Genomic DNA, 19,149 nt, shown 5'->3' on the forward strand with positions numbered 1-19,149 from the left:
CGATCGCGGCCAGGACGGTCAGCGCCCGCGCCGCGCCGCCCGCCGCCGCGGTGCGCAGGCCCGCGTCGCTGCCGGGACCGGCGCCGTAGGCGGTGCGCCCGATGTCGCTGGGGAAGTCGCGGATGAACAGCAACACCAGCGGCACCACCGCCAGTGCGGTCGCGGCGACGACCAGTGCCGGTGCCCGCCAGCCGTGGTCGCGGGCCAGCATCGAGACCAGCGGCAGGAACACCAGTTGTCCGGTGGCGCCGGCGGCGGTGAGCACCCCCGTGACCAGACCGCGGTGCCGGACGAACCAGCGTCCGGTGATGGTGGCGACGAACGGCATCGACATCGATCCCACGCCGACGCCGACCAGCAGCCCCCACGTCGCCATCAACTGCCACGGCTGGGTCATGAAGACGGTGAGCCCGCTGCCGGCGGCGACGAGCAACAACGCGCACGCGACCACCAGCCGAATGCCGAACCGATCCATCAGCGCGGCCGCGAACGGCGAAATCACCCCGTACAGCAGCATATTCACCGATACGGCGGCGCCGATGGTGCCGTGCGACCAGCCGAATTCCTCGTGCAGCGGATCCATCAGCACGCTCGGCACCGAGCGGAACGCGGCCGCGCCCAGCAGCGCGACGAAACCGACGGCGGCGACGGTCCAGGCCGGATGCGGACCGCGTGCGAATCGCGTCGTGGGCCGCTCGGGCGGTGGCGAAGGGACGGGGTCGGTGAGGCGAATATCGGTCACCGGAAGAGCGTGCCGAATCATGCGGGTCGCCGACGAGTGGCCTGAATGCCATAATGCGTAAAGATTCAGCCATTCCCCTGTTTCCATGATGAGGAGGCGACCGTGCCGGACCCGCATCTGGTGGCCGTACTGGCCTTGGCGCCCATCGTCGGCTTCGATCTGACGATTCCGCCGACCGTGCTCGGCGCGGCCACCGCCGACGACGGCACCGCGCTCTACGACGTGCGGATCTGCGGTCTGGACCGGTCCCCGATCCCATCCACGAGCGGTTACACCATCACCCCGGAGTACGGCGCCGAGCTGCTGGGCCGCGCCGACACCGTGATCGTGCCGGGTACGGCCATGCCGGGCCCACGGCATGACGGCGTCCTGTCACCCGAGGTCGCGGCCGCGCTGGCGTCGATCCGGCCCGATGCGCGCATCGTCTCGATCTGTACCGGCGCGTTCGTCCTGGGCGCGGCCGGCATCCTCGACGGCCGCCGCGCCACCACGCACTGGAAGTACGCGGCGGACTTTCGCACCCTGTTTCCCGCCGTCCTGCTCGACGAGGATCTGCTGTTCGTCGAGGACGGCAAGGTCTGCACCGCCGCGGGGCTGGCGGCCGGGGTGGATCTGTGCCTGCATCTGGTGCGCTCCGACCACGGCAGCGCGGCCGCGAACCGGGCCGCGCGCTACTGCGTCGTACCGCCGTGGCGCGAAGGCGGGCAGTCGCAGTTCATCGAACAGCAGGTCCCGGATCCGGGAGCGGAAAGCACCGCCGCGACCCGGGAATGGGCCCTCGCGCGACTGGACGAGGATCTGGATCTCACCACCCTCGCCGCACACGCCCGCATGAGCGTGCGCACGTTCACCCGCCGCTTCAAGGCCGAAACCGGCACGGCGCCCGGCGCCTGGATCCTGCACCAGCGGATGCGCCACGCCCGCCATCTCCTGGAAACCACCGCCCTCACCGTGGACGAGGTCGCCCGCGCGTCCGGTATGGGTACCGCCGCCTCGCTGCGCCATCATCTGCGCACCCAGCTCGGCGTCGCGCCGATCGCCTATCGCAAGACGTTCCGGCAGCCGAGGACGGAGCACGATCAGCCGGTCGCGCCGTGAGCGGCGCCCGGCAGGCAGCATGTCCGCGACGCGCGCCTGCCCATTGACAACCCCCGCTCCCCGGGTGCTACCTTAGGCAAGGGTTACCTGTTTAGGCGAGGCTTACCTCCCGAAGCGACCCCGCAATTGTCGTACAGAGCAATCCGAGGCCGACCGTGTACATCTGCATCTGCAACGCCGTCTCCGAGGCAGACGTGCACACCTGCGTCGCCGCCGGCGCCTGTTCGACCAGACAAGTCAAGAAGGCCTGTGGCTGGAAGCCGGGCTGCGGCTCGTGCACCGCCCGATTGGCCGAGGCGATAGGCCGGGCGCGCACCGACGCACCGGCCGAGCCGACTGCTGCCTGACACCGACACGCACCCCGCTCATTCCCCTGACCTGTGATCTGTGCCACGATCACACGTCATGGAAGGCGACAAGGAAATCATCGCGCTGCTCAACGAGCAGTTGACGGCCGAACTCACGGCGATCAATCAGTACTTCCTGCACGCCAAGATGCAGGCGAACTGGGGCTACCCCAAGCTGGCCAGGCACACGCGTCACGAATCCATCGATGAGATGAAGCACGCCGAGGTCCTCACCGATCGGATCCTGTTCTTCGACGGTCTGCCGAACTACCAGAAGCTGAATCCGCTGCGGATCGGCCAGACCGTCCCGGAACAGTTGCGGGCCGACCTGCAGATCGAGATGGAGGCCGTGACCCGGCTGCGCGGCGGGATCGAGCTGATGCGCTCGCGCGGCGACGTCACCTCCGCCCGCATCTTCGAGTCGATCCTCGAGGACGAGGAAAGCCACGTCGACTACCTCGAAACCGAGATCGCACTGCTGGGTGCGCTGGGTGAGCAGCTCTATCTGCAGCGCTACACCGACACCCCCGAAGGGGACTGACGCCGGCACAGCACCCGGCCGCCGAGCGCTCGCGGCCGGGTGTTCGTGTGCCGACAGCGTCTACAACGCCAGCGATTTGGCGATGATCGTCTTCATCACCTCACTGGTTCCGGCGTAGATGCGCGCCACCCGGGCATCGGTGTAGAGCCGCGCGATCGGATATTCCGTCATGTAGCCGTAGCCGCCGAACAACTGCAGGCAGCGGTCGACCACCCGGGCCTGCATCTCCGTGCAGAACAGCTTCACGCGGGCGGCGTCGGCGCCGGAGAGCACCCCGTCGACCAGGTCGGCGACCGCCCGGTCCAGCATGGTCTGGGCCGCCTCGATCTCGGCGGACATGGCCGCCACTTCGAATTTCGTGTTCTGGAACGAGGCGACCGGTGTGCCGAATGCCGTGCGCTGCTTCACATAATCGACGGTCGCGGTGAGCGCGGCGCGCGATTGCGCCACCGAGCCGACGGCGACGGTCAGCCGTTCCTGTGGCAGATTGTGGCCGAGGTAGCCGAAGGCCGCCCCCTCCTCGCCGAGCCGGTTCGCCACCGGCACCCGCACCTGGTCGAACGACAGCTCGACGGTGTCCTGCACCTTGCAACCCATCTTCTCCAGTACCCGGCCGCGAGCGAAGCCGGGCATCCCGTCCTCCACGACCAGCAGGGTCAGCCCGTGGCGGCGGTTGTCCGGATCGGTGGAGGTCCGGCACACCACGATCACCAGATCGGCCAGCAGCCCACCGGTGATGAACGTCTTGGCACCGCTGAGAACGTAGTGGTCCCCGTCGCGGACGGCCGTGGTCCGCACCCCGGCCAGATCCGAGCCGGTGCCGGGTTCGGTCATGGCGATGGCGGTCAGCAGCTGTCCCGAGGCCAGGCCGGGAAACCAGCGCCGGCGCTGGCCGGCGTCGGCGTAGTCGAGGAAGTACGGCAGGATCACGTCCAACTGGGTGCGTACGGTCGACAGCGTGACCAGTGCCCGCGCCGCCTCCTCCTGCAGCACCACGTTGTAGCGGTAGTCGCGCAGCCCCGCTCCCCCGTACTCCTCGGGGATCGCGATGCCGAGCAGACCCAATTCGCCCAGCCGCGTGAAGATTTCGCGCGGCATCCGGCCGGCGCGTTCCCAGTCCGGGTAGTTCTCGACCACATGTTTGCCGATGAATTCGCGGGCCAGCGCCCGGAACGATTCGTGGTCGGCGGTGAACAGTTCTCGGCGCACGCCGGTTCTCCGATCAGTTCAGCAGTTCGACGACGGTGGCGTTGGCGGTCCCGCCGCCCTCGCACATGGTTTGCAGGCCGTAGCGAATGCCGTTGTCGCGCATGTGATGGATCATGCGGGTCAGCAGGACCGCGCCCGACGCGCCGAGCGGATGGCCGAGCGCGATGGCTCCGCCCAGCGGATTCATCCGGTCGAGGTCGGCGCCGGTTTCGGCCAGCCAGGCCAGCGGCACCGGCGCGAACGCCTCGTTCACCTCGAACACCCCGATCTCGGCGAGCGACAGCCCGCACCGGCGCAGCACCTTCTCCGTCGCCGGGATCGGGCCGGTGAGCATCAGTACCGGATCGGCGCCGGTCACCGCGCCGGCGCGATAGCGGACCAGCGGGGTCAGCCCCAGCTCACGGGCGCGGTCCGGGGTGGTGACCAGCACCGCGGCCGCGCCGTCGGAGATCTGCGACGCGTTGCCGGCGTGGATCACGCCGTCGGCGCGGAAGGCCGGTTTCAGCCGGGCCAGCGTCTCGGCGGAGGTGCCGCGGCGGATGCCCTCGTCGGCGACGATCGTGGCCGTACCGGCGGTCACGTCGACGATCTGATCGTCGAAGGCCCCGCGGTCGACGGCCGCGGCCGCCAGCTCGTGCGAGCGCGCGGCGTAGTCGTCGAGACGAGTGCGGGTGAAACCCCACTTCTCGGCGATCAGTTCGGCCGAGATGCCCTGATCGAAGGAGAAATCGTGATAGCGGGCACGGGCTTTCGGCCCGTACGGCATGCCGGTGGCGCGCGCCGAGCCCAGCGGAACCCGGCTCATCACTTCCACACCGCCGGCGATCACCAGGTCCTGCTGCCCCGAACCGACCACGGCGGCGGCGAAATCGACTGCCTGCTGGCTGGATCCGCACGCGCGGTTGATCGTGGTGCCGGCAACGGTGTCCGGCCAGCCCGCGGCCAGTACCGCGTAGCGGCCGATATTCGAGGACTGGTCGCCGACCTGGGAGACACATCCCCAGATGACGTCGTCGACGACGGCCGGATCCAGACCGGTGCGCTCGGCCAGAGCGCACAACACCAGCGCGGACAGGTCCACGGGGTGGACGCCCGCCAGGGCGCCGTTGCGTTTGCCGATCGGGGTGCGGGCCGCCGCGGCGATGACTACCTCACGCATCTGTTCGACTTTCCTTGTCGGGCCGGTCCGTGCGGCGGATCGGCGGCCTGGTCACCGTCCAGCGGCCGGTGAACCGGGGTGGGCGTTTCTCGGCGAAGGCGGCGAAGGCCTCCGGTGCGTCGGCGGTGGCGAAATTGATGCCCTGTGCTCGCGCCTCTCCGGCCAGCGCCTCCCGCAGACTGCGGTCGGCGCCCTCGTTGAGCAGTGCCTTGGTCTGGGCCAGCGCCACCGGCGGGCCCGCCGCCAGCCGCGCCGCCAGGTCATCGACGAACGCGTCGATCTCGGCGTCGTCGCACAGCCACGTCACGAGGTTCAGCTCGCGCGCTTGTGCGCCGTCGATCGTCTCGCCCAGCAGCGCAAGCCTTTTCGCCTGTTGCAACCCGGCGATCTTGGGCAGCAGCCAGGTGCCGCCCAGATCCGGCGACAGCCCGCGCCGGGCGAAGATCTGCGCGAACCGCGCCTGCGGGGTCGCCACCACGAAGTCGCAGCCGAGTGCGAGATTCCACCCGGCACCGACGGCCACGCCGCGCACCTTCGCCACGGTCGGCATCGGCAACTCGTGCAGAGCCAGCGCCACCTCGGTCAGAGCCCGCATCCGATAGGTCGGGTGGGTGTTGTCCGGTGTGGAAATGTCCGCGCCGGAACAGAATTCACCACCCGCGCCGGTGAGAACGACCGCGCGCACATCGAGATCGGTCGCGGTGGCACGCAGCACGTCCTGCAAGGCCGACCACAGTTCGGCGTCGATCGCGTTCTTGTGATGCGGACGATTCAAGGTCAGCGTCCGCACACCCGCGTGATCGGTGCACCGCAGAACCGCGTCATCGCACATGGGCGGCACCTGTCCCGAGGTATCGGCGCCCGATCGAGCCGTCAGCTCGCCACCGCTCGATCTCCGCTGCGCTGCACCCTATTTCGCCCAGCACCGCGTCGGTGTGCTCGCCCAGGCCCGGCACCGCGCCCATCGGCGGGTGGTAGCCCTCGATCACGGCCGGGGGCAGCAGGGACGGGATCGGCCCGTTCGGGGTGTCGATACCGCGCCAGCGATCGCGCTCGGACAGCTGCGGGTGGGCCAGGACCTCGCTCGGCCGGTTGTAGCGCGCATTGCCGATTCCGGCGGCGTCGGCGGCCGCCTGGATCTCGGCCAGATCGTGTCGCGCACACCAGCTTCCGATCGCCTCGTCGAGATCGGCGCGATGGGCGACCCGGCCGGGATTGGTGCGGAAGCGGTCGTCGGCGGCGAGATCCGGGCGTTGCAGGATGTCGCGGGCCAGGCGCTGCCATTCCCGATCGTTCGTCGTACCCAGCACGACGGTCTGTCCGTCGGCCGTGGGGTAGGCGCCGTAGGGCGCCACGGCGGGTGAGCTCATGCCGAGCGGCTGCTGGTCGATTCCGCTGTGCCGGGCGTAGGTGAGGTGATAGCCCATCATCTCGGCCATGGTGTCGAACAGGCTCACCGATATCGCCGTGCCCGGCCCCGGCCCGCGCCGCAGCCGCCCGCACAGGGAGGCCACGATCGACAGCGCCGCATACAGTCCGGTGGTCACATCCGCCACCGGTGGCCCGGGTTTGGCGGGCGCGCCGGCCGTTCCGGTCACCGCGCATACTCCGGCCTCGGCCTGGACCAGCAGGTCGTAGGCGCGTTTGTGCGACAGCGGCCCGCCCGCGCCGAATCCGTCGATGGTCAGCGAGATCAGATCCGGGTGCCGGTTCTCCAACTCCGCCGGCGACAATCCCAGCCGGTCCAGCGCGCCGGGTGCGAGATTGGCGACCAGCACATCGGCACGGTCGAGCAAGCGATGCAGAAGGTCCACGCCCGCAGCCGATTTCAGGTCGAGAGTGACCGATTCCTTCCCGCGGTTGACCCAGACGAAATGCGCGGCCTGCCCCGCGACCACGTCGTCGTAGTAGCGGGCGAAATCGCCGCCGTCCGGGTTCTCCACCTTGATCACCCGGGCTCCGAAGTCGGCGAGGGTGCGGGTGCACATCGGCGCGGACACCGCCTGTTCGAGCGCCACCACCGTCACCCCGGCGAGCGGGCCCGCCGCCTGCGGATCGATGATCATCACATCACCATGCCGCCGTCCACCGGCAGCACCTGCCCGGTGACGAACGAGGCGGCGTCGGAGGCCAGGAAGACGAACGCCCCGGCCACCTCGTCCGGATCGGCCCAGCGGCGCAACGGAATTCGATTCAGCATCTGCGCGGCGAATTTCTCGTCGGTGCGGATGGTGGTGGTCATCGGCGTGGCCGCCAGCGGTGCCAGCGCGTTGACCAGGATGTTCTTGCGGGCCAGCTCGCGGGCCAGTGATTTGGTGATGCCCACGATCGCGGCCTTGGCGGCCGAATAGTTCACCTGCCCCAGCGTTCCGGTCAGCCCGGCCGAGGAGGTGACGTTGATGATGCGCCCGGTGCCGTCGGTGGGCAGAAACGGCAGCGCCGCCTGTGCGCAGTTGAAGGTGCCCAGCGCGTGGATGTCGTAGAGGCGGCGCATCGAATCCACGGTGGTGGCACCGAACATCGCGGGCGCCGTCACACCGGCGTTGTTGACCACGATGTGCAGCGTGCCCCCGGCCAGCGCCGCGCCCTGTTCGGCCGCGGAATCGGCTGCGCCACGATCGGATACGTCCAGCGCGCAACTCGCCGCGCGCCCACCGGCGCCGACGATCTTGTCGGCGACCGCCGCCGCGGCGGCGGCGTCGATATCGGTGACCAGTACCGCCGCGCCCGCGGTCGCCAGCGCCTGCGCCACCGCCGATCCGATACCGCCCGCGGCGCCGGTGACCATGGCCGCGCGGCCGGTCAGATCGAAAAGTCCTCGTGCCGGCATCAGTAGCTCCTCGGCAATCCCAATGTGTGCGAACCCAGGTAGTTCAAAATCATTTCCTGGCTGACGGGGGCGATGCGCATGACGCGCGCCTCGCGGAAGTAGCGGGCGACGTGGTATTCCTCGGCGTATCCCATCCCGCCGTGGGTCTGCATGGCGCGGTCGGCGGCGGTGAAGCCGGCGTCGGCACACAAGTATTTGGCCGTATTCGCCTCGCGGCCACAGGGTTTACCGTTGTCGTAGAGCCAGGTCGCCTTGCGCAGCACCAGTTCCGCGGCGTCCAGATGGGCCAGCGAATCGGCGAGCGGAAACTGAATGCCCTGATTCATGCCGATCGGCCGGTCGAAGACGACCCGCTCACCGGCGTATTTGACCGCCCGGTCCAGCGCGACGCGGCCGATGCCGAGCGCCTCGGCCGCGATGAGCATCCGCTCCGGATTCAGTCCGTCGAGCAGATAGCGGAAGCCCTCGCCCTCCTCGCCCACCCGGTCCTCGACCGGAATCCGCAGATCGTCGATGAACACCTCGTTGGAGGAGACCGCGTTGCGGCCCATCTTGGTGATCGGGCGAATATCGATGTGCGCGCGGTCGATATCGGTGAGGAACAGGGTCATTCCGTCGGTTTTGCGCGTCACCTCGTCGTAGCCGGTGGTCCGGGTCAGCAGCAGGATCTTCTCCGACTCCAGCGCCTTGGAGATCCACACCTTGCGGCCGTTGACGATGTAGTGGTCGCCGTCGCGGCGGGCGAAGGTCGTGATCCGGCTGGTGTCCAGACCCGCGCCCGGTTCGGTGACACCGAAGCAGACGTGCAGGTCGCCGGCCGCCACCCGCGGTAGCGTCCGCCGCTTGAGCTCCTCGGATCCGTATCTGACCACCGGCTGCATGCCGAAGATGGACAGGTGGATCGCGGTGGCGGCGTTCATTCCGCCACCCGAGCGGGCGACCTCCTCGGCGAGGATGGTCGCCTCGGTCAATCCCAGCCCGTGGCCGCCGTACTCCTCGGGGATGGTGATGCCGAGCCAGCCGCCGGCGGCGATCGCCTGGTAGAACTCCGTGGGGAATTCGTGGTCCTGGTCCTTGCGCATCCAGTAGCGGTCGTCGAATTTACGGCACAGTTCGGCCACCGCCGAGCGGATCACCTGCTGATCCTCGGTCGGCTCGAAGGTCATTCCGGCGGACATGCGCACTCCTGCTCTCCGGTCACCACACCGCTCAGTCCGACGCGGGCAGCGCCTTGGCCGCCTTGATCGTCATGGGGGCGCCGTCGCAGCTCAGTTCGCCGGAACCCGAACTGGTGCAGAGCAATTCGACGGTGTCGGCGGCGTCGACGTAGCGCTTGCCGATCAGGGTCACCGGTTCCCCCGCGGCGGGGGCGACCGGTGGCGCGCTCGCGGCGGGAACCAGAGGGCTTCCGCCACAGGTCACTACGGGATCGGCATCGGCGGGCGCGCGCACCACCACCACCTTGGTGCCGCAGACGGTGCTGGCGAGCTGTTCACCGGGACGCAGGGCTGCCATGCTCTCGACTCCTCTTTCCTGGACTATCCAACTAGAAAACTATCTTCTCATATTTGGAGAATCAACCTTCTACTTCTGCGCGAGGGCCGGGCGGCGTCCCCACTCGCCCGCCTCGACGAACGGGCGGCGTCACCGGCGGCGACGACCGATGGACACTGCGCGCACCCGGAACGAACCGCTTCCGACCAGCCGGTTTCGATCGATTCCCGCTGGACATTGACGAGTCGGCCCCCGGCGTGAAAATCTATTGGTCCGTTGAGGAGAATGTCATTCTCCTGAATGAGAGGAGGAAGGATGCGCCTGCCGCCCCTGCCGGCCGATCAATGGGACGATCGGACCCGCGGCGCCCTGGCCGCTCTGCTGCCACGTGCTCGGCGCAATCCCGACGGCGCCGGACCCGCGATGTCGGCTCTGGCCAGACATCCGGACCTGGCCGAGGCGTATCTCGGCTTCGGCGTCTACCTGCTGTTCCGATCCACCCTGCCGCCGCGCGTGCGCGAGATCGCGATCCTGCGCATCGCGCACCGCCGTCAGTGCGCCTACGAATGGGCCCACCATGTCGCGATGGCCGACTCGACCGGCCTGTCCGACGCCGACATCGACGGAATCCGCGACGGACGGCTCACCGGCGAGTTCGATCGGCTGCTGCTCGCGGCGGTCGACGAACTCGACGAGAAGTCGCAACTGTCGGACACCACCTGGGCCGCGTTGAGCGACTACCTCGACGAACGCCAGCGCATGGATCTGGTCTTCACCGTCGGCGGCTACGCCATGGTCGCGATGGCCTTCAACACCTTCGGCATCCAGCCCGATCACGAGAGGTAATCCCTTGCCGCACTTCAGCAAACCAGCCGCCGGAAGCTGGACCGAGAACTATCCCGAACTGGGGACCGGCACCGTCGACTACACCGATTCGATCGACCCGCAGTTCTACGAGGACGAGCGCAACGCCATCTTCCGCAAGAGCTGGCTGTGCGTCGGCCGCGACGTGCTGCTGCCACGCAAAGGCAGTTACTTCACCAAGGAACTGGCCTGCATCGGCACCTCGCTGATCATCGTGCGCGGCACCGACGACGTGATCCGCGCCTTCCACAACATCTGCCGGCACCGCGGCAACAAACTCGTGTGGGACGACTTCCCGAACGAGGAGACCTCCGGCACCTGCCGGCAGTTCACGTGCAAGTACCACGCCTGGCGCTACAACCTCGACGGCACCTGCACCTTCGTCCAGCAGGAGAAGGAATTCTTCGGTATGGACAAGGCCGACTACGGCCTCGCCGAGGTGCGCTGCGAGGTGTGGGAGGGGTTCATCTTCGTCAATGTCGACCCCGAGGCCCCGCCGCTGCAGGATTACCTCGGCCCGATGGTGAAGGGGCTGGAGGGATTTCCCTTTCACGAATTCACCGAGGTCTACAGCTACAAAGCCGAGGTGGGCAGCAACTGGAAGTTGTTCATCGACGCGTTCGCCGAGTTCTATCACGCCCCGATCCTGCATATGAAGCAAGCCGTGAAGGACGAGGCCGACAAATTGGCCGACGTCGGCTTCGAAGCCCTGCACTATCAGATCGACACTCCCCATTCGATGGTGTCCTCGTGGGGCGGTATGGCGCCGCCGAAGGACCTCAACATGGTCAAGCCGATCGAGCGGGTGCTGCGCTCGGGCCTGTTCGGACCGTGGGACCGGCCCGATATCGAGGGGCTGGATCCGATGCCCGCCGGTATCAATCCGTCCGGCCATCGGGCTTGGGGCGTGGACGAATTCGATGTGTTTCCCAATTTCGCGATTCTGGTGTGGGCGCCGGGCTGGTTCCTCACCTACAACTGGTGGCCGACCTCGGTGCGCACCCACATCTTCGAGGCGAACCTGTATTTCACACCGCCCAAGAACGCCCGCGAACGGCTGCGCCAGGAATTGACCGGCGTGACGTTCAAGGAATACGCGTTGCAGGACGCCAACACACTGGAGGCCACCCAGACGATGCTGGAAACCAGCGTCGTCAAGGAATTCCCGCTCAACGACCAGGAAGTCCTGCTGCGGCATCTGCATCATGTCGCGCAGCGCAAAGTTCAGGAGTACCGCGATGCCGACGTCTGAGACGAAGAAACTGCCCGGGGAATTCGCCGAACTGGAGAAGTTCTCCGACTGGATCATCGACACCGAACCCGAACGCTACCGCAAGCGGCTCGCCTCCGATATGGCGCAGATGCAAGCGTTCTACGACGCCGCATTCCCTCGCCTCGAGGAAGCGCTCGACTATCTGGACCAGTTCCCGCTCGACGACATGCCCGACGACGCACGGTATCTGACGCACCTGATGCAGTCGCTGATCATGGTGTCGTTCCCGGTCGAGGTGTGGAAGCAGCCGCGGGTGCCCGATTCGGGCGCGGCCTATCTGAATCTCGTGCGCGAGACGGTGGTGTAGACCGATGCTGACGCTGAAGGCCGCCGGTGTTCTCGACATCGATTCCGGTGAGATCATCCGTCCCGGCGTGGTCCGGGTCGCAGACGACCGCATCGTCGGCGTGGGCGGCGAACCCGAGGGCGAGATCGTCGATCTCGGCGATCTGGTGCTCCTACCCGGCCTGATGGATATGGAAGTCAACCTGCTCATGGGCGGGCGCGGGGAAACCGGACTGGCCTCCAGCGTCACCGACGATCCGGCCACCCGGGTGCTGCGCGCGGTGGGCAATGCCCGCCGCACGCTGCGCGCGGGATTCACCACCGTGCGCAATCTGGGGCTGTTCGTCAAAACCGGTGGCTATCTGCTGGATGTGGCGCTGGGCAAGGCGATCGACAAGGGATGGGTCGACGGTCCCAGGATCGTGCCGGCCGGACACGCCATCACCCCCACCGGCGGTCATCTGGATCCGACCATGTTCTCGGCGTTCATGCCCGACGTGCTGAACCTCACCATCGAGGAGGGCATCGCCAACGGTGTGGACGAGGTGCGCCGGGCGGTGCGCTACCAGATCAAATACGGCGCCCAGCTGATCAAGATCTGCGTATCCGGTGGCGTCATGTCGCTCACCGGAGCCCCTGGCGCACAACACTATTCGGACGAGGAACTGCGTGCGATCGTCGACGAGGCGCATCGGCGCGGACTGAAGGTCGCCGCACACACCCACGGCGCGGAGGCGGTCCGGCACGCCATCGCCGCCGGAATCGACTGCATCGAACACGGTTTCCTGATCGACGACGAAACCATCGCGCAAATGGTCGCCGCCCGCACCTGGCTGGTGCCCACCACCCGTCTGGCCGACGCCATGGACGTCTCCCAGGCCGATCCGGCGCTGCAGGCCAAGGCCGCGGAAATGTTTCCGAAGGCGCGCCTGTCGGTCAAGGCCGCCTACGACGCGGGGGTGCGCATCGCGGTCGGCACCGATGCGCCGGCCATCCCGCACGGCCGCAACGCCGACGAACTGGTGGCACTGGTCGAACGCGGATTGAAGCCCATCGACGTATTGCGGGCGGGCACGGTCGACGCCGCCGAACTCATCGACGCCGACGACCGCGGCCGGCTGGCCCCCGGCCTGCTCGCCGACATCATCGGTGTGCCGGGCAATCCCGTCGACGACATCACCGTGACCCAGGACGTGCGATTCGTGATGAAAGGCGGAAAAGTGTATGTCCAGAAATGACGATCTGCTCGATATCCAGCAGCTGCTGGCACGCTACGCGGTCACCATCACGAAGGGCGATATCGAGGGGCTGGTCGAGGTTTTCGCATCCGACGGCACCTACAGCGCCTTCGGCGACACCTACACCCTCGACATCTTCCCCGAGTTGGTGGCCGCCGCCCCCAAGGGCCTGTTCATGACCGGCACACCGGTGCTCGAACTCGACGGCGACAGCGCCTCCGGCACGCAGACGTTGTGTTTCGTCGAGCACTCCACCCACGACATGCGGATCGGCTACTACAGCGACACCTATGTCCGCACCGAGGACGGCTGGCGGATCAAGACCCGCGCGATGACCTTCATCCGGCGCAGCGGCGACCACGACTCGGGTATTCCCCACGCTTTCGACCGTCCTGCCGTCTGAGCGGCATCCGGCCCGAAGTGGCGTTCGCACAGAGTGATCGAGGCAATCACAGATATGGGTATCACGGAAATCGCGACGTTCCGCGACGAGCTGCGCCGGTGGCTGGCCGACCACGACCTCACGCCGGGCCCGGACCGCACCCTCGACGGCCAGGTCGCCCAGCTGGCCCGGGTGCGGCGCGCCCTCTTCGACGCGGGCTGGATGCGCTACGGCTGGCCCGAACAGGTCGGCGGGCTCGGCGGGCCGGCGGTGCTGCGAGCGGTACTCGGTGAGGAAGTCGCCACCCGCGGCCTGGCCGAACCCGGCATCTACTCGATGGTGGAAGTGCTGGCGCCCACGATGATCTCCTACGCCCGGCCGGAACTGGCCGCCGCGATGGTGCCGGCGCTGCTGTCGGGGCGCGAACAGTGGTGCCAGGGGTTCTCCGAACCGGGTTCCGGTAGCGATCTGGCATCCCTGAGCACCAAAGCCGTTGCCGACGGCGACACGTGGATCATCAGCGGCCAGAAGGTCTGGACCAGCTTGGCCCAGTACTCCGCCCGCTGTGTCCTGCTGACCCGCACCGCGCCGGGCCACCAGGGCATTTCCGCGTTCTTCGTCGATACGGACTCCCCCGGGATCACCGTGCGCCCGCTGCGGACCATGCACGGCGTCGACGAATTCGCCGAAGTGTATTTCGACGATGTCGTCGTGCCCGGCGAGCGCATGCTCGGCGAGCCCGGAGACGGGTGGCGAGTGGCGATGGATCTGCTGCCGCACGAACGGTCCACCTGCTTCTGGCACCGCATCGCCTACCTGTTCACCCGATTGGACGCGCTGATCGCGGAGACGGACCTGCGCGACGACGCCGCACTGGGCGCTGCCTATCTCGCGCTGCACACCGTGCGGTGCCGGTCGCGCGCCACGCAGCGGCGGCTGGCGGACGGACAACCCCTCGGTCCCGAGACCTCGATCGACAAGGTGCTGCTGGCCACCGCAGAACAACAACTGTTCGACACCGCACGCGACTTGCTTCCGGGCGCAGTCGAATTCGATGACGAGGAATGGCGTACCGAATACCTGTATTCGCGGGCGGCCACGATCTACGGCGGGACGGCCGAGATCCAGCGCAACATCATCGCGCGCCGCCTGCTCGATTTGGGGCGGGAATGAGACGCGGGCGTTCACCTGCCGCGCGTGTTCGCCGCGTGTGGGCCGAGACCTCGACTCCCTTCACGTCGCGCAGCATGGCCCGGTCCGGCCGCCACACGGCCGGGGCCCCGGTTGCACTGCACCGCACCGAGTTTCGAACGGATGACCATGGACGCCGATGAGATCGCGCTGCTGACCGACAGCCTGCGCGCCACCATGACCGGCAGCACGGGTGATGCGCTGGATCACGCGCTCCTCGACTTCGGCTGGCTCGACCTGCTGACCGAAACTCCGGAAGTGGCGATACCCCTGGTATTCCGGCTGCTCGGTGAGACCGGTGCCCACGCGCCCGTGCTCAACGACGTCATCGCGCGCGCCGCCGGCCGCGACCTGCCGGCCACCGTCGCGCTCCCCTTCACCGGTGGCCGCTGGATGATGTGGGAGCGAACCGTCGTGGCACCCTCTTCTCCGGCCGCGACCCCCGTGACCGCTGCGGATCCCGGGCCCGATCCGATCGGCCGTGCCGCGCCAGGACCGGGCGGAATCCAGCCCGATGCGGTGGACCCGGCGGACCGGTCGACCGCTGATGCCCGACTCGACGCATACGGCGTCAGCGGGGGTACCGATCCGACTGCCTCACAACCGTTTTCCGCGGCACCGGGGCTGGACCCCGAACTACCGCTGCGCCGAGTGCCCGCCGGCGAGACGCTTCCGTTGGCCGAGGGTCGCCGCGCGCTCGCCTGGTGGCTCGCGGGAACGAGCCGCGCGATGCTGAATCTCGCGCGCCGTCACGCCCTCGACCGGGCCCAATTCGGGCGCCCGCTGGCCGCCCACCAGGCCGTCCGGCACCGCCTGGCCGAAACCTTGGTAGCCATCGAGGGCGCCGAGGCCACGCTCACCACCGCCGACACCGATCTCGGCGCGCTACTGGCCAAAGCCGCCGCCGGCCACGCCGCCCGCATCGCCGCCCGCCACTGCCAACAGGTCCTCGGCGGTATCGGATTCACCGCCGAACATGACTTTCATCGGCACGCTCGCCGGGCCCTGGTCCTCGACGGATTGCTCGGCAGCGCAGCTGAACTGACCCGTGAAGCGGGCGCCTGGGTGCGCACGCGCGCCGCCGCACCGCGGCTCGCGCAGCTGTGAGATGTCCGCGCCCGGCGCCTGCGGTGCCGGGGGCCGAACAGATCGTGCAAACCTCGGCGAATAATGCGGAAAACCGCCGAATGCCCCGAGGTTTGCACGCCTGGTTCAGCATGAGCCGACCAGAGGCGGTGGCAGTGTCCATCGGCTGCGGATAGCTTGCAGTGGTGCACGACCACCTCGACGACGATCTCCGTTTCGCCCATGTCCTCGCCGATTCCGCCGACGCGGCGACCATGGACCGGTTCAAGGGCCTCGATCGCGCAATGCGGGCGAGACCGGATCTGGCCGCGGTGACCGACGCCGAGAATGCCGTGGAGAAACTCGTCCGCGGCCAGTTGCGCCGGTCCCGCCCGCGCGACGCGGTCCTGGGTGCGGGCGACGGGCTGGAGGGCGGCGGTCCCCGCTGCTGGGTGGTCGACGCCATCACCGGGCTCGAGAACTATGTGCGCGGGGTCCCGGTGTGGGCTACCCAGATCTCCCTGCTCGAGGTGTCCGCGGGCGGCTATCGCCCCATCGTCGGCGTCGTCTCCGCGCCCGCCCTCGCCCGCCGCTGGTGGGCCGCGAAAGACCACGGCGCCTTCACCGGCCGCAGCCTCACCTCGGCCTCCCGCCTGCGAGTCTCCGGCGTCTCCCACCTCACCGACGCCTCGTTCGCCTACTCCACCGTCACCGCCTGGGAAGAGGACGGCCGGCTGGACAACTTCCTCGCCCTGTCCCACGACGTCTGGCGCACCAGGGCCTACGGCGAATTCTGGTCCTACATGATGCTCGCCGAGGGCGCGATCGACAGCTGCGCCGATCCTCGCCTCTCCCCGGGCGACATGGCCGCCAACGCGGTCATCGTCACCGAGGCCGGCGGCACCTTCACCGGCTTCGACGGCACCCCCAGCCCCCTCAGCGGGGGCGCGGTCGCGTCGAACGGATTGCTGCACAACGAGTTACTGGAGTATCTGCGCCGCGACTGATATCCGACCGACCACACAGAATCTCCACAACTGATACCGGTTCTCTCCACACGAGATCGCTAGGCTCCCGGAGCATGGAACAGAACCCACTGGTGGAGGGCACGCCGGCGCGGCGGATCCTGGTCGTGGACGACGAATCCACGATCGCGGAATCGGTCGCGGCGCGGCTGCGGGCCGAAGGGTTCACGGTCGCCACGGCCCCGGACGGGCCCGCGGCGGTGGCGGCCGCGCGGACGTTCGAGCCGGACCTGGTGGTCCTCGACGTCATGCTGCCCGGGTTCGACGGGCTGGAGGTGTGCCGGCGGATCCAGGCCGAGCGCTCGATACCGGTGCTGATGCTCACCGCGCGGACCGACGAAACCGACCAGCTGATCGGGCTCGGTGTCGGCGCGGACGACTATCTGACCAAACCGTTCTCGCTGCGAGTGCTCACCGCGCGCGTGCATGTGCTGCTGCGGCGGGTCGAGCGCGCCGGTGATCAGCGCGGGGCGGTCACCGTGGTCGGCGATCTGCGCATCGACAGCGATCAGCGCAGGGTCTGGCGCGGCGGGGTCGAAGCCCAGCTCACGCCACTGGAATTCGATCTGCTGGCCCGGCTCGCCCGGCGTCCCCGCGCGGTGCTCGCCCGGGAACGGCTCCTCGAGGAGGTCTGGGACTGGGCGGATGCGGCCGGCAGCCGGGCCGTCGACAGTCATATCAAGGCGTTGCGACGCAAACTCGGCGCCGACCTCATCCGCACCGTCCACGGCGTCGGCTATGCCCTGGAGACCCGATGAGCGCGCGGGCCGCCCTCGACGCCGGCGACCGTGCCGATCTCCGGGCTTCGAGCCTGGTAACGCAATTGTCGGATCGGCTACCGCGGCCGCTGGATCGAATCCGGTCCATCAAACTCAAACTGGCCGTTCTGATGACGTTCTCGGGCGGGCTCGCCTTCGCCTGGTTCAGTCACCGGATCGGCTGGCTGCCGCCGATGACCACAGTGACCGCGATGCTCATCGCCCTGGTGTCGTCCCAATTCCTGGCGCACGGCATCATCACGCCGCTGCGGGAGATGACCGCCGCCGCGCAACGCATGGCACACGGCGACTACACCACCCGGGTGCGCGCGTCCTCCCGCGACGAGGTGGGGCAGCTGGCCGAGGCGTTCAATCGGATGGCGACCGATCTCGCCGCCGCCGACCGGCAGCGCCGCGAACTGATCGCCAATGTCTCGCACGAGTTGCGCACCCCCATCACCGCCCTGCACGCCGTGCTGGAGAACCTGGTGGACGGCGTATCCGAGCCCGACCCGAAAACACTGGAAACCGCACTGGCACAGACCGAACGGCTCGGCCGACTCGTCTCCGAGCTGCTCGATCTGTCCAGTATCGAGGCCGGAGCGATCCCGCTCGACCGCGAACAATTCGATATCGCACCGACTTTCGCGACCGTGACCGCCGAGGCGGAGGTCATGACCGCGGCCCTCGGTCGCGGAATCCACTTCCGCAGCACGATCGATCCCGCCACCGCCACCGTGTACGCCGACCGCGCCCGCTTGCATCAGGTGTTGCTGAACCTGCTGGACAACGCCGCCCGGCACGGTCCCGCCGGCGGCGAGGTCCGCCTGCTCGCCCACACCGCGGGCGAGCACCTCGTCATCGATGTCGAGGACGACGGGCCCGGCATTCCTCCCGCGCAACGCGAGCGCATCTTCGACCGCTTCACCCGCGGCGGCAGCACCGACGGCGGCGGCACCGGACTCGGACTCGCCATCGCCCGCTGGGTGGTCGACCTGCACCACGGCTCCATCGCGGTCGCCGAACCCGGCTCCCGCATCCGCGTGATACTCCCGGCCACCGCGCCGCACCACCACTGACACCCCGAAACCCGCAGCCCGCCAGACCGATTCGGTCCCGGGCCGGTATCGCACACCCTCAGGAGGGAACAGCTGTGCCCGAAGAACCCACCGCCGACCGCACGCGAACACCGGAACCGGTGGACTCCGCCGCCCACGATCGTCCGGCACGCTCCGGCGCCTCCTCGGAACCGGAGCGAGCCGGAACCCCGCCGGACCTGGACGGCCCCCTGGGCCCGGACGTCCCGGAGGTTTCGGATGATCAGGTGACACCGGCACCGGCATCTCCTGCGGCGAGTGCAGCGAAACTGGTTGCGCCGCAACCCTGTTCATCGGCGGACACCACGGTTGGCAACGGTGTCGGCGATACGACAGGAGACGCGTCGAACGACGATCAGCTCACCGCCGGCAGCGGCGCCTGGCTACCCGGGCAAGCTCCCGGACCGCAGCACTTCCGGTCCGGCAGGCAGTGGGCACCGGGCGATCCCGGATCTGCGCCACCCGTTCCGCCGCGCCGGCGCCGGGTCGTCTACCCGGCGGGCGTGCTGCCCGCCGCGGGGGTCGCCGGTCTGGTCGCGGCGGCAACCGTG

21 protein-coding genes and 1 pseudogene are annotated in these 19,149 nt (G+C 68.6%); 14 read left to right on the forward strand and 8 right to left on the reverse strand.

What is annotated here, in order from left to right:
• The coding region (locus ON23_RS30830) for an MFS transporter (protein WP_245556198.1) at nucleotides 1-742 on the reverse strand (742 nt) is incomplete at its 3' end.
• A gap of 102 nt (nucleotides 743-844) precedes the next feature.
• Here ON23_RS30830 and ON23_RS30835 point away from each other — a divergent pair.
• The 3 genes from ON23_RS30835 (at nucleotide 845) to bfr (ending at nucleotide 2,728) form a co-directional block, all read left to right on the forward strand.
• Nucleotides 845-1,840: a GlxA family transcriptional regulator gene (locus tag ON23_RS30835; RefSeq protein ID WP_039782709.1), complete on the forward strand. Its 996-nt coding sequence runs from the start codon at nucleotides 845-847 to the stop codon at nucleotides 1,838-1,840.
• A gap of 155 nt (nucleotides 1,841-1,995) precedes the next feature.
• Nucleotides 1,996-2,187: a (2Fe-2S)-binding protein gene (locus ON23_RS37245; RefSeq protein WP_083904347.1), complete on the forward strand. Its 192-nt coding sequence runs from the start codon at nucleotides 1,996-1,998 to the stop codon at nucleotides 2,185-2,187.
• A 58-nt stretch (nucleotides 2,188-2,245) separates the two neighbouring features.
• Nucleotides 2,246-2,728: a bacterioferritin gene (bfr, locus tag ON23_RS30845; protein WP_039782711.1), complete on the forward strand. Its 483-nt coding sequence runs from the start codon at nucleotides 2,246-2,248 to the stop codon at nucleotides 2,726-2,728.
• A 60-nt stretch (nucleotides 2,729-2,788) separates the two neighbouring features.
• On the opposite strand, the gene ON23_RS30850 is transcribed toward bfr, so the two are convergent.
• From ON23_RS30850 to ON23_RS30880, 7 genes are read right to left on the reverse strand one after another with little or no spacing between them, the layout of a single operon-like run.
• Nucleotides 2,789-3,937: an acyl-CoA dehydrogenase family protein gene (locus ON23_RS30850; protein ID WP_039782712.1), complete on the reverse strand. Its 1,149-nt coding sequence runs from the start codon at nucleotides 3,935-3,937 to the stop codon at nucleotides 2,789-2,791.
• Nucleotides 3,938-3,950: 13 nt separating this feature from the next.
• Nucleotides 3,951-5,096 carry a thiolase family protein gene (locus ON23_RS30855; protein ID WP_039782713.1) on the reverse strand — a complete coding sequence of 382 codons (1,146 nt, stop codon included), beginning with the start codon at nucleotides 5,094-5,096 and terminating at the stop codon, nucleotides 3,951-3,953.
• Nucleotides 5,089-5,928, reverse strand: coding sequence for an enoyl-CoA hydratase/isomerase family protein (locus ON23_RS30860; RefSeq protein ID WP_039782714.1), 840 nt, complete (start codon nucleotides 5,926-5,928; stop codon nucleotides 5,089-5,091). The genes ON23_RS30855 and ON23_RS30860 overlap by 8 nt, the downstream gene beginning before the upstream one ends.
• Nucleotides 5,918-7,162, reverse strand: coding sequence for a CaiB/BaiF CoA transferase family protein (locus tag ON23_RS30865; protein ID WP_039782715.1), 1,245 nt, complete (start codon nucleotides 7,160-7,162; stop codon nucleotides 5,918-5,920). Before ON23_RS30865 ends, ON23_RS30860 begins: the two co-directional genes overlap by 11 nt.
• Entirely contained in the window at nucleotides 7,162-7,926 is a 765-nt protein-coding gene (locus ON23_RS30870) for an SDR family NAD(P)-dependent oxidoreductase (protein ID WP_039782716.1), read from the reverse strand. The genes ON23_RS30865 and ON23_RS30870 overlap by 1 nt, the downstream gene beginning before the upstream one ends.
• A complete protein-coding gene (locus ON23_RS30875) occupies nucleotides 7,926-9,104 on the reverse strand; it encodes an acyl-CoA dehydrogenase family protein (RefSeq protein WP_039782717.1) in 1,179 nt (392 codons plus the stop codon). Before ON23_RS30875 ends, ON23_RS30870 begins: the two co-directional genes overlap by 1 nt.
• Nucleotides 9,105-9,135: 31 nt before the next feature.
• The gene (locus ON23_RS30880) at nucleotides 9,136-9,441 is read right to left on the reverse strand and encodes a hypothetical protein (protein WP_036510142.1); all 306 of its coding nucleotides are present in this window, start codon (nucleotides 9,439-9,441) and stop codon (nucleotides 9,136-9,138) included.
• Between the two features lie 294 nt (nucleotides 9,442-9,735).
• On the opposite strand from ON23_RS30880, the gene ON23_RS30885 reads away from it, so the two are divergent.
• From ON23_RS30885 to ON23_RS30935, 11 genes and pseudogenes are all read left to right on the forward strand, one after another.
• Nucleotides 9,736-10,266, forward strand: coding sequence for a carboxymuconolactone decarboxylase family protein (locus ON23_RS30885; RefSeq protein ID WP_030516360.1), 531 nt, complete (start codon nucleotides 9,736-9,738; stop codon nucleotides 10,264-10,266).
• A 4-nt stretch (nucleotides 10,267-10,270) separates the two neighbouring features.
• A complete protein-coding gene (locus ON23_RS30890; RefSeq protein WP_039782718.1) occupies nucleotides 10,271-11,536 on the forward strand; it encodes an aromatic ring-hydroxylating oxygenase subunit alpha in 1,266 nt (421 codons plus the stop codon).
• The gene (locus ON23_RS30895; RefSeq protein ID WP_039782719.1) at nucleotides 11,523-11,864 is read left to right on the forward strand and encodes a hypothetical protein; all 342 of its coding nucleotides are present in this window, start codon (nucleotides 11,523-11,525) and stop codon (nucleotides 11,862-11,864) included. Before ON23_RS30890 ends, ON23_RS30895 begins: the two co-directional genes overlap by 14 nt.
• A 4-nt stretch (nucleotides 11,865-11,868) precedes the next feature.
• A complete protein-coding gene (locus tag ON23_RS30900; protein WP_039782720.1) occupies nucleotides 11,869-13,080 on the forward strand; it encodes a metal-dependent hydrolase family protein in 1,212 nt (403 codons plus the stop codon).
• Nucleotides 13,067-13,483, forward strand: a complete 417-nt coding sequence (locus tag ON23_RS30905) for a nuclear transport factor 2 family protein (RefSeq protein WP_039782721.1) — start codon at nucleotides 13,067-13,069, stop codon at nucleotides 13,481-13,483. Before ON23_RS30900 ends, ON23_RS30905 begins: the two co-directional genes overlap by 14 nt.
• Nucleotides 13,484-13,537: 54 nt before the next feature.
• The gene (locus tag ON23_RS30910; RefSeq protein WP_039782722.1) at nucleotides 13,538-14,635 is read left to right on the forward strand and encodes an acyl-CoA dehydrogenase family protein; all 1,098 of its coding nucleotides are present in this window, start codon (nucleotides 13,538-13,540) and stop codon (nucleotides 14,633-14,635) included.
• A 141-nt stretch (nucleotides 14,636-14,776) separates the two neighbouring features.
• A complete protein-coding gene (locus ON23_RS37250; protein WP_039782723.1) occupies nucleotides 14,777-15,760 on the forward strand; it encodes an acyl-CoA dehydrogenase family protein in 984 nt (327 codons plus the stop codon).
• 233 nt (nucleotides 15,761-15,993) lie between these two features.
• A complete protein-coding gene (locus ON23_RS30920; RefSeq protein ID WP_210743360.1) occupies nucleotides 15,994-16,725 on the forward strand; it encodes an inositol monophosphatase family protein in 732 nt (243 codons plus the stop codon).
• 74 nt (nucleotides 16,726-16,799) lie between these two features.
• Nucleotides 16,800-17,501, forward strand: coding sequence for a response regulator (locus ON23_RS30925; protein WP_039782724.1), 702 nt, complete (start codon nucleotides 16,800-16,802; stop codon nucleotides 17,499-17,501).
• Nucleotides 17,498-18,580, forward strand: coding sequence for a sensor histidine kinase (locus tag ON23_RS30930; protein ID WP_083904348.1), 1,083 nt, complete (start codon nucleotides 17,498-17,500; stop codon nucleotides 18,578-18,580). The genes ON23_RS30925 and ON23_RS30930 overlap by 4 nt, the downstream gene beginning before the upstream one ends.
• A gap of 74 nt (nucleotides 18,581-18,654) precedes the next feature.
• Nucleotides 18,655-19,149 (forward strand): annotated as a pseudogene (locus ON23_RS30935) (hypothetical protein); the annotation flags it as partial.

This window comes from Nocardia cerradoensis NBRC 101014, assembly GCF_000308535.1.
In the GTDB taxonomy this organism is placed as follows: domain Bacteria; phylum Actinomycetota; class Actinomycetes; order Mycobacteriales; family Mycobacteriaceae; genus Nocardia; species Nocardia cerradoensis.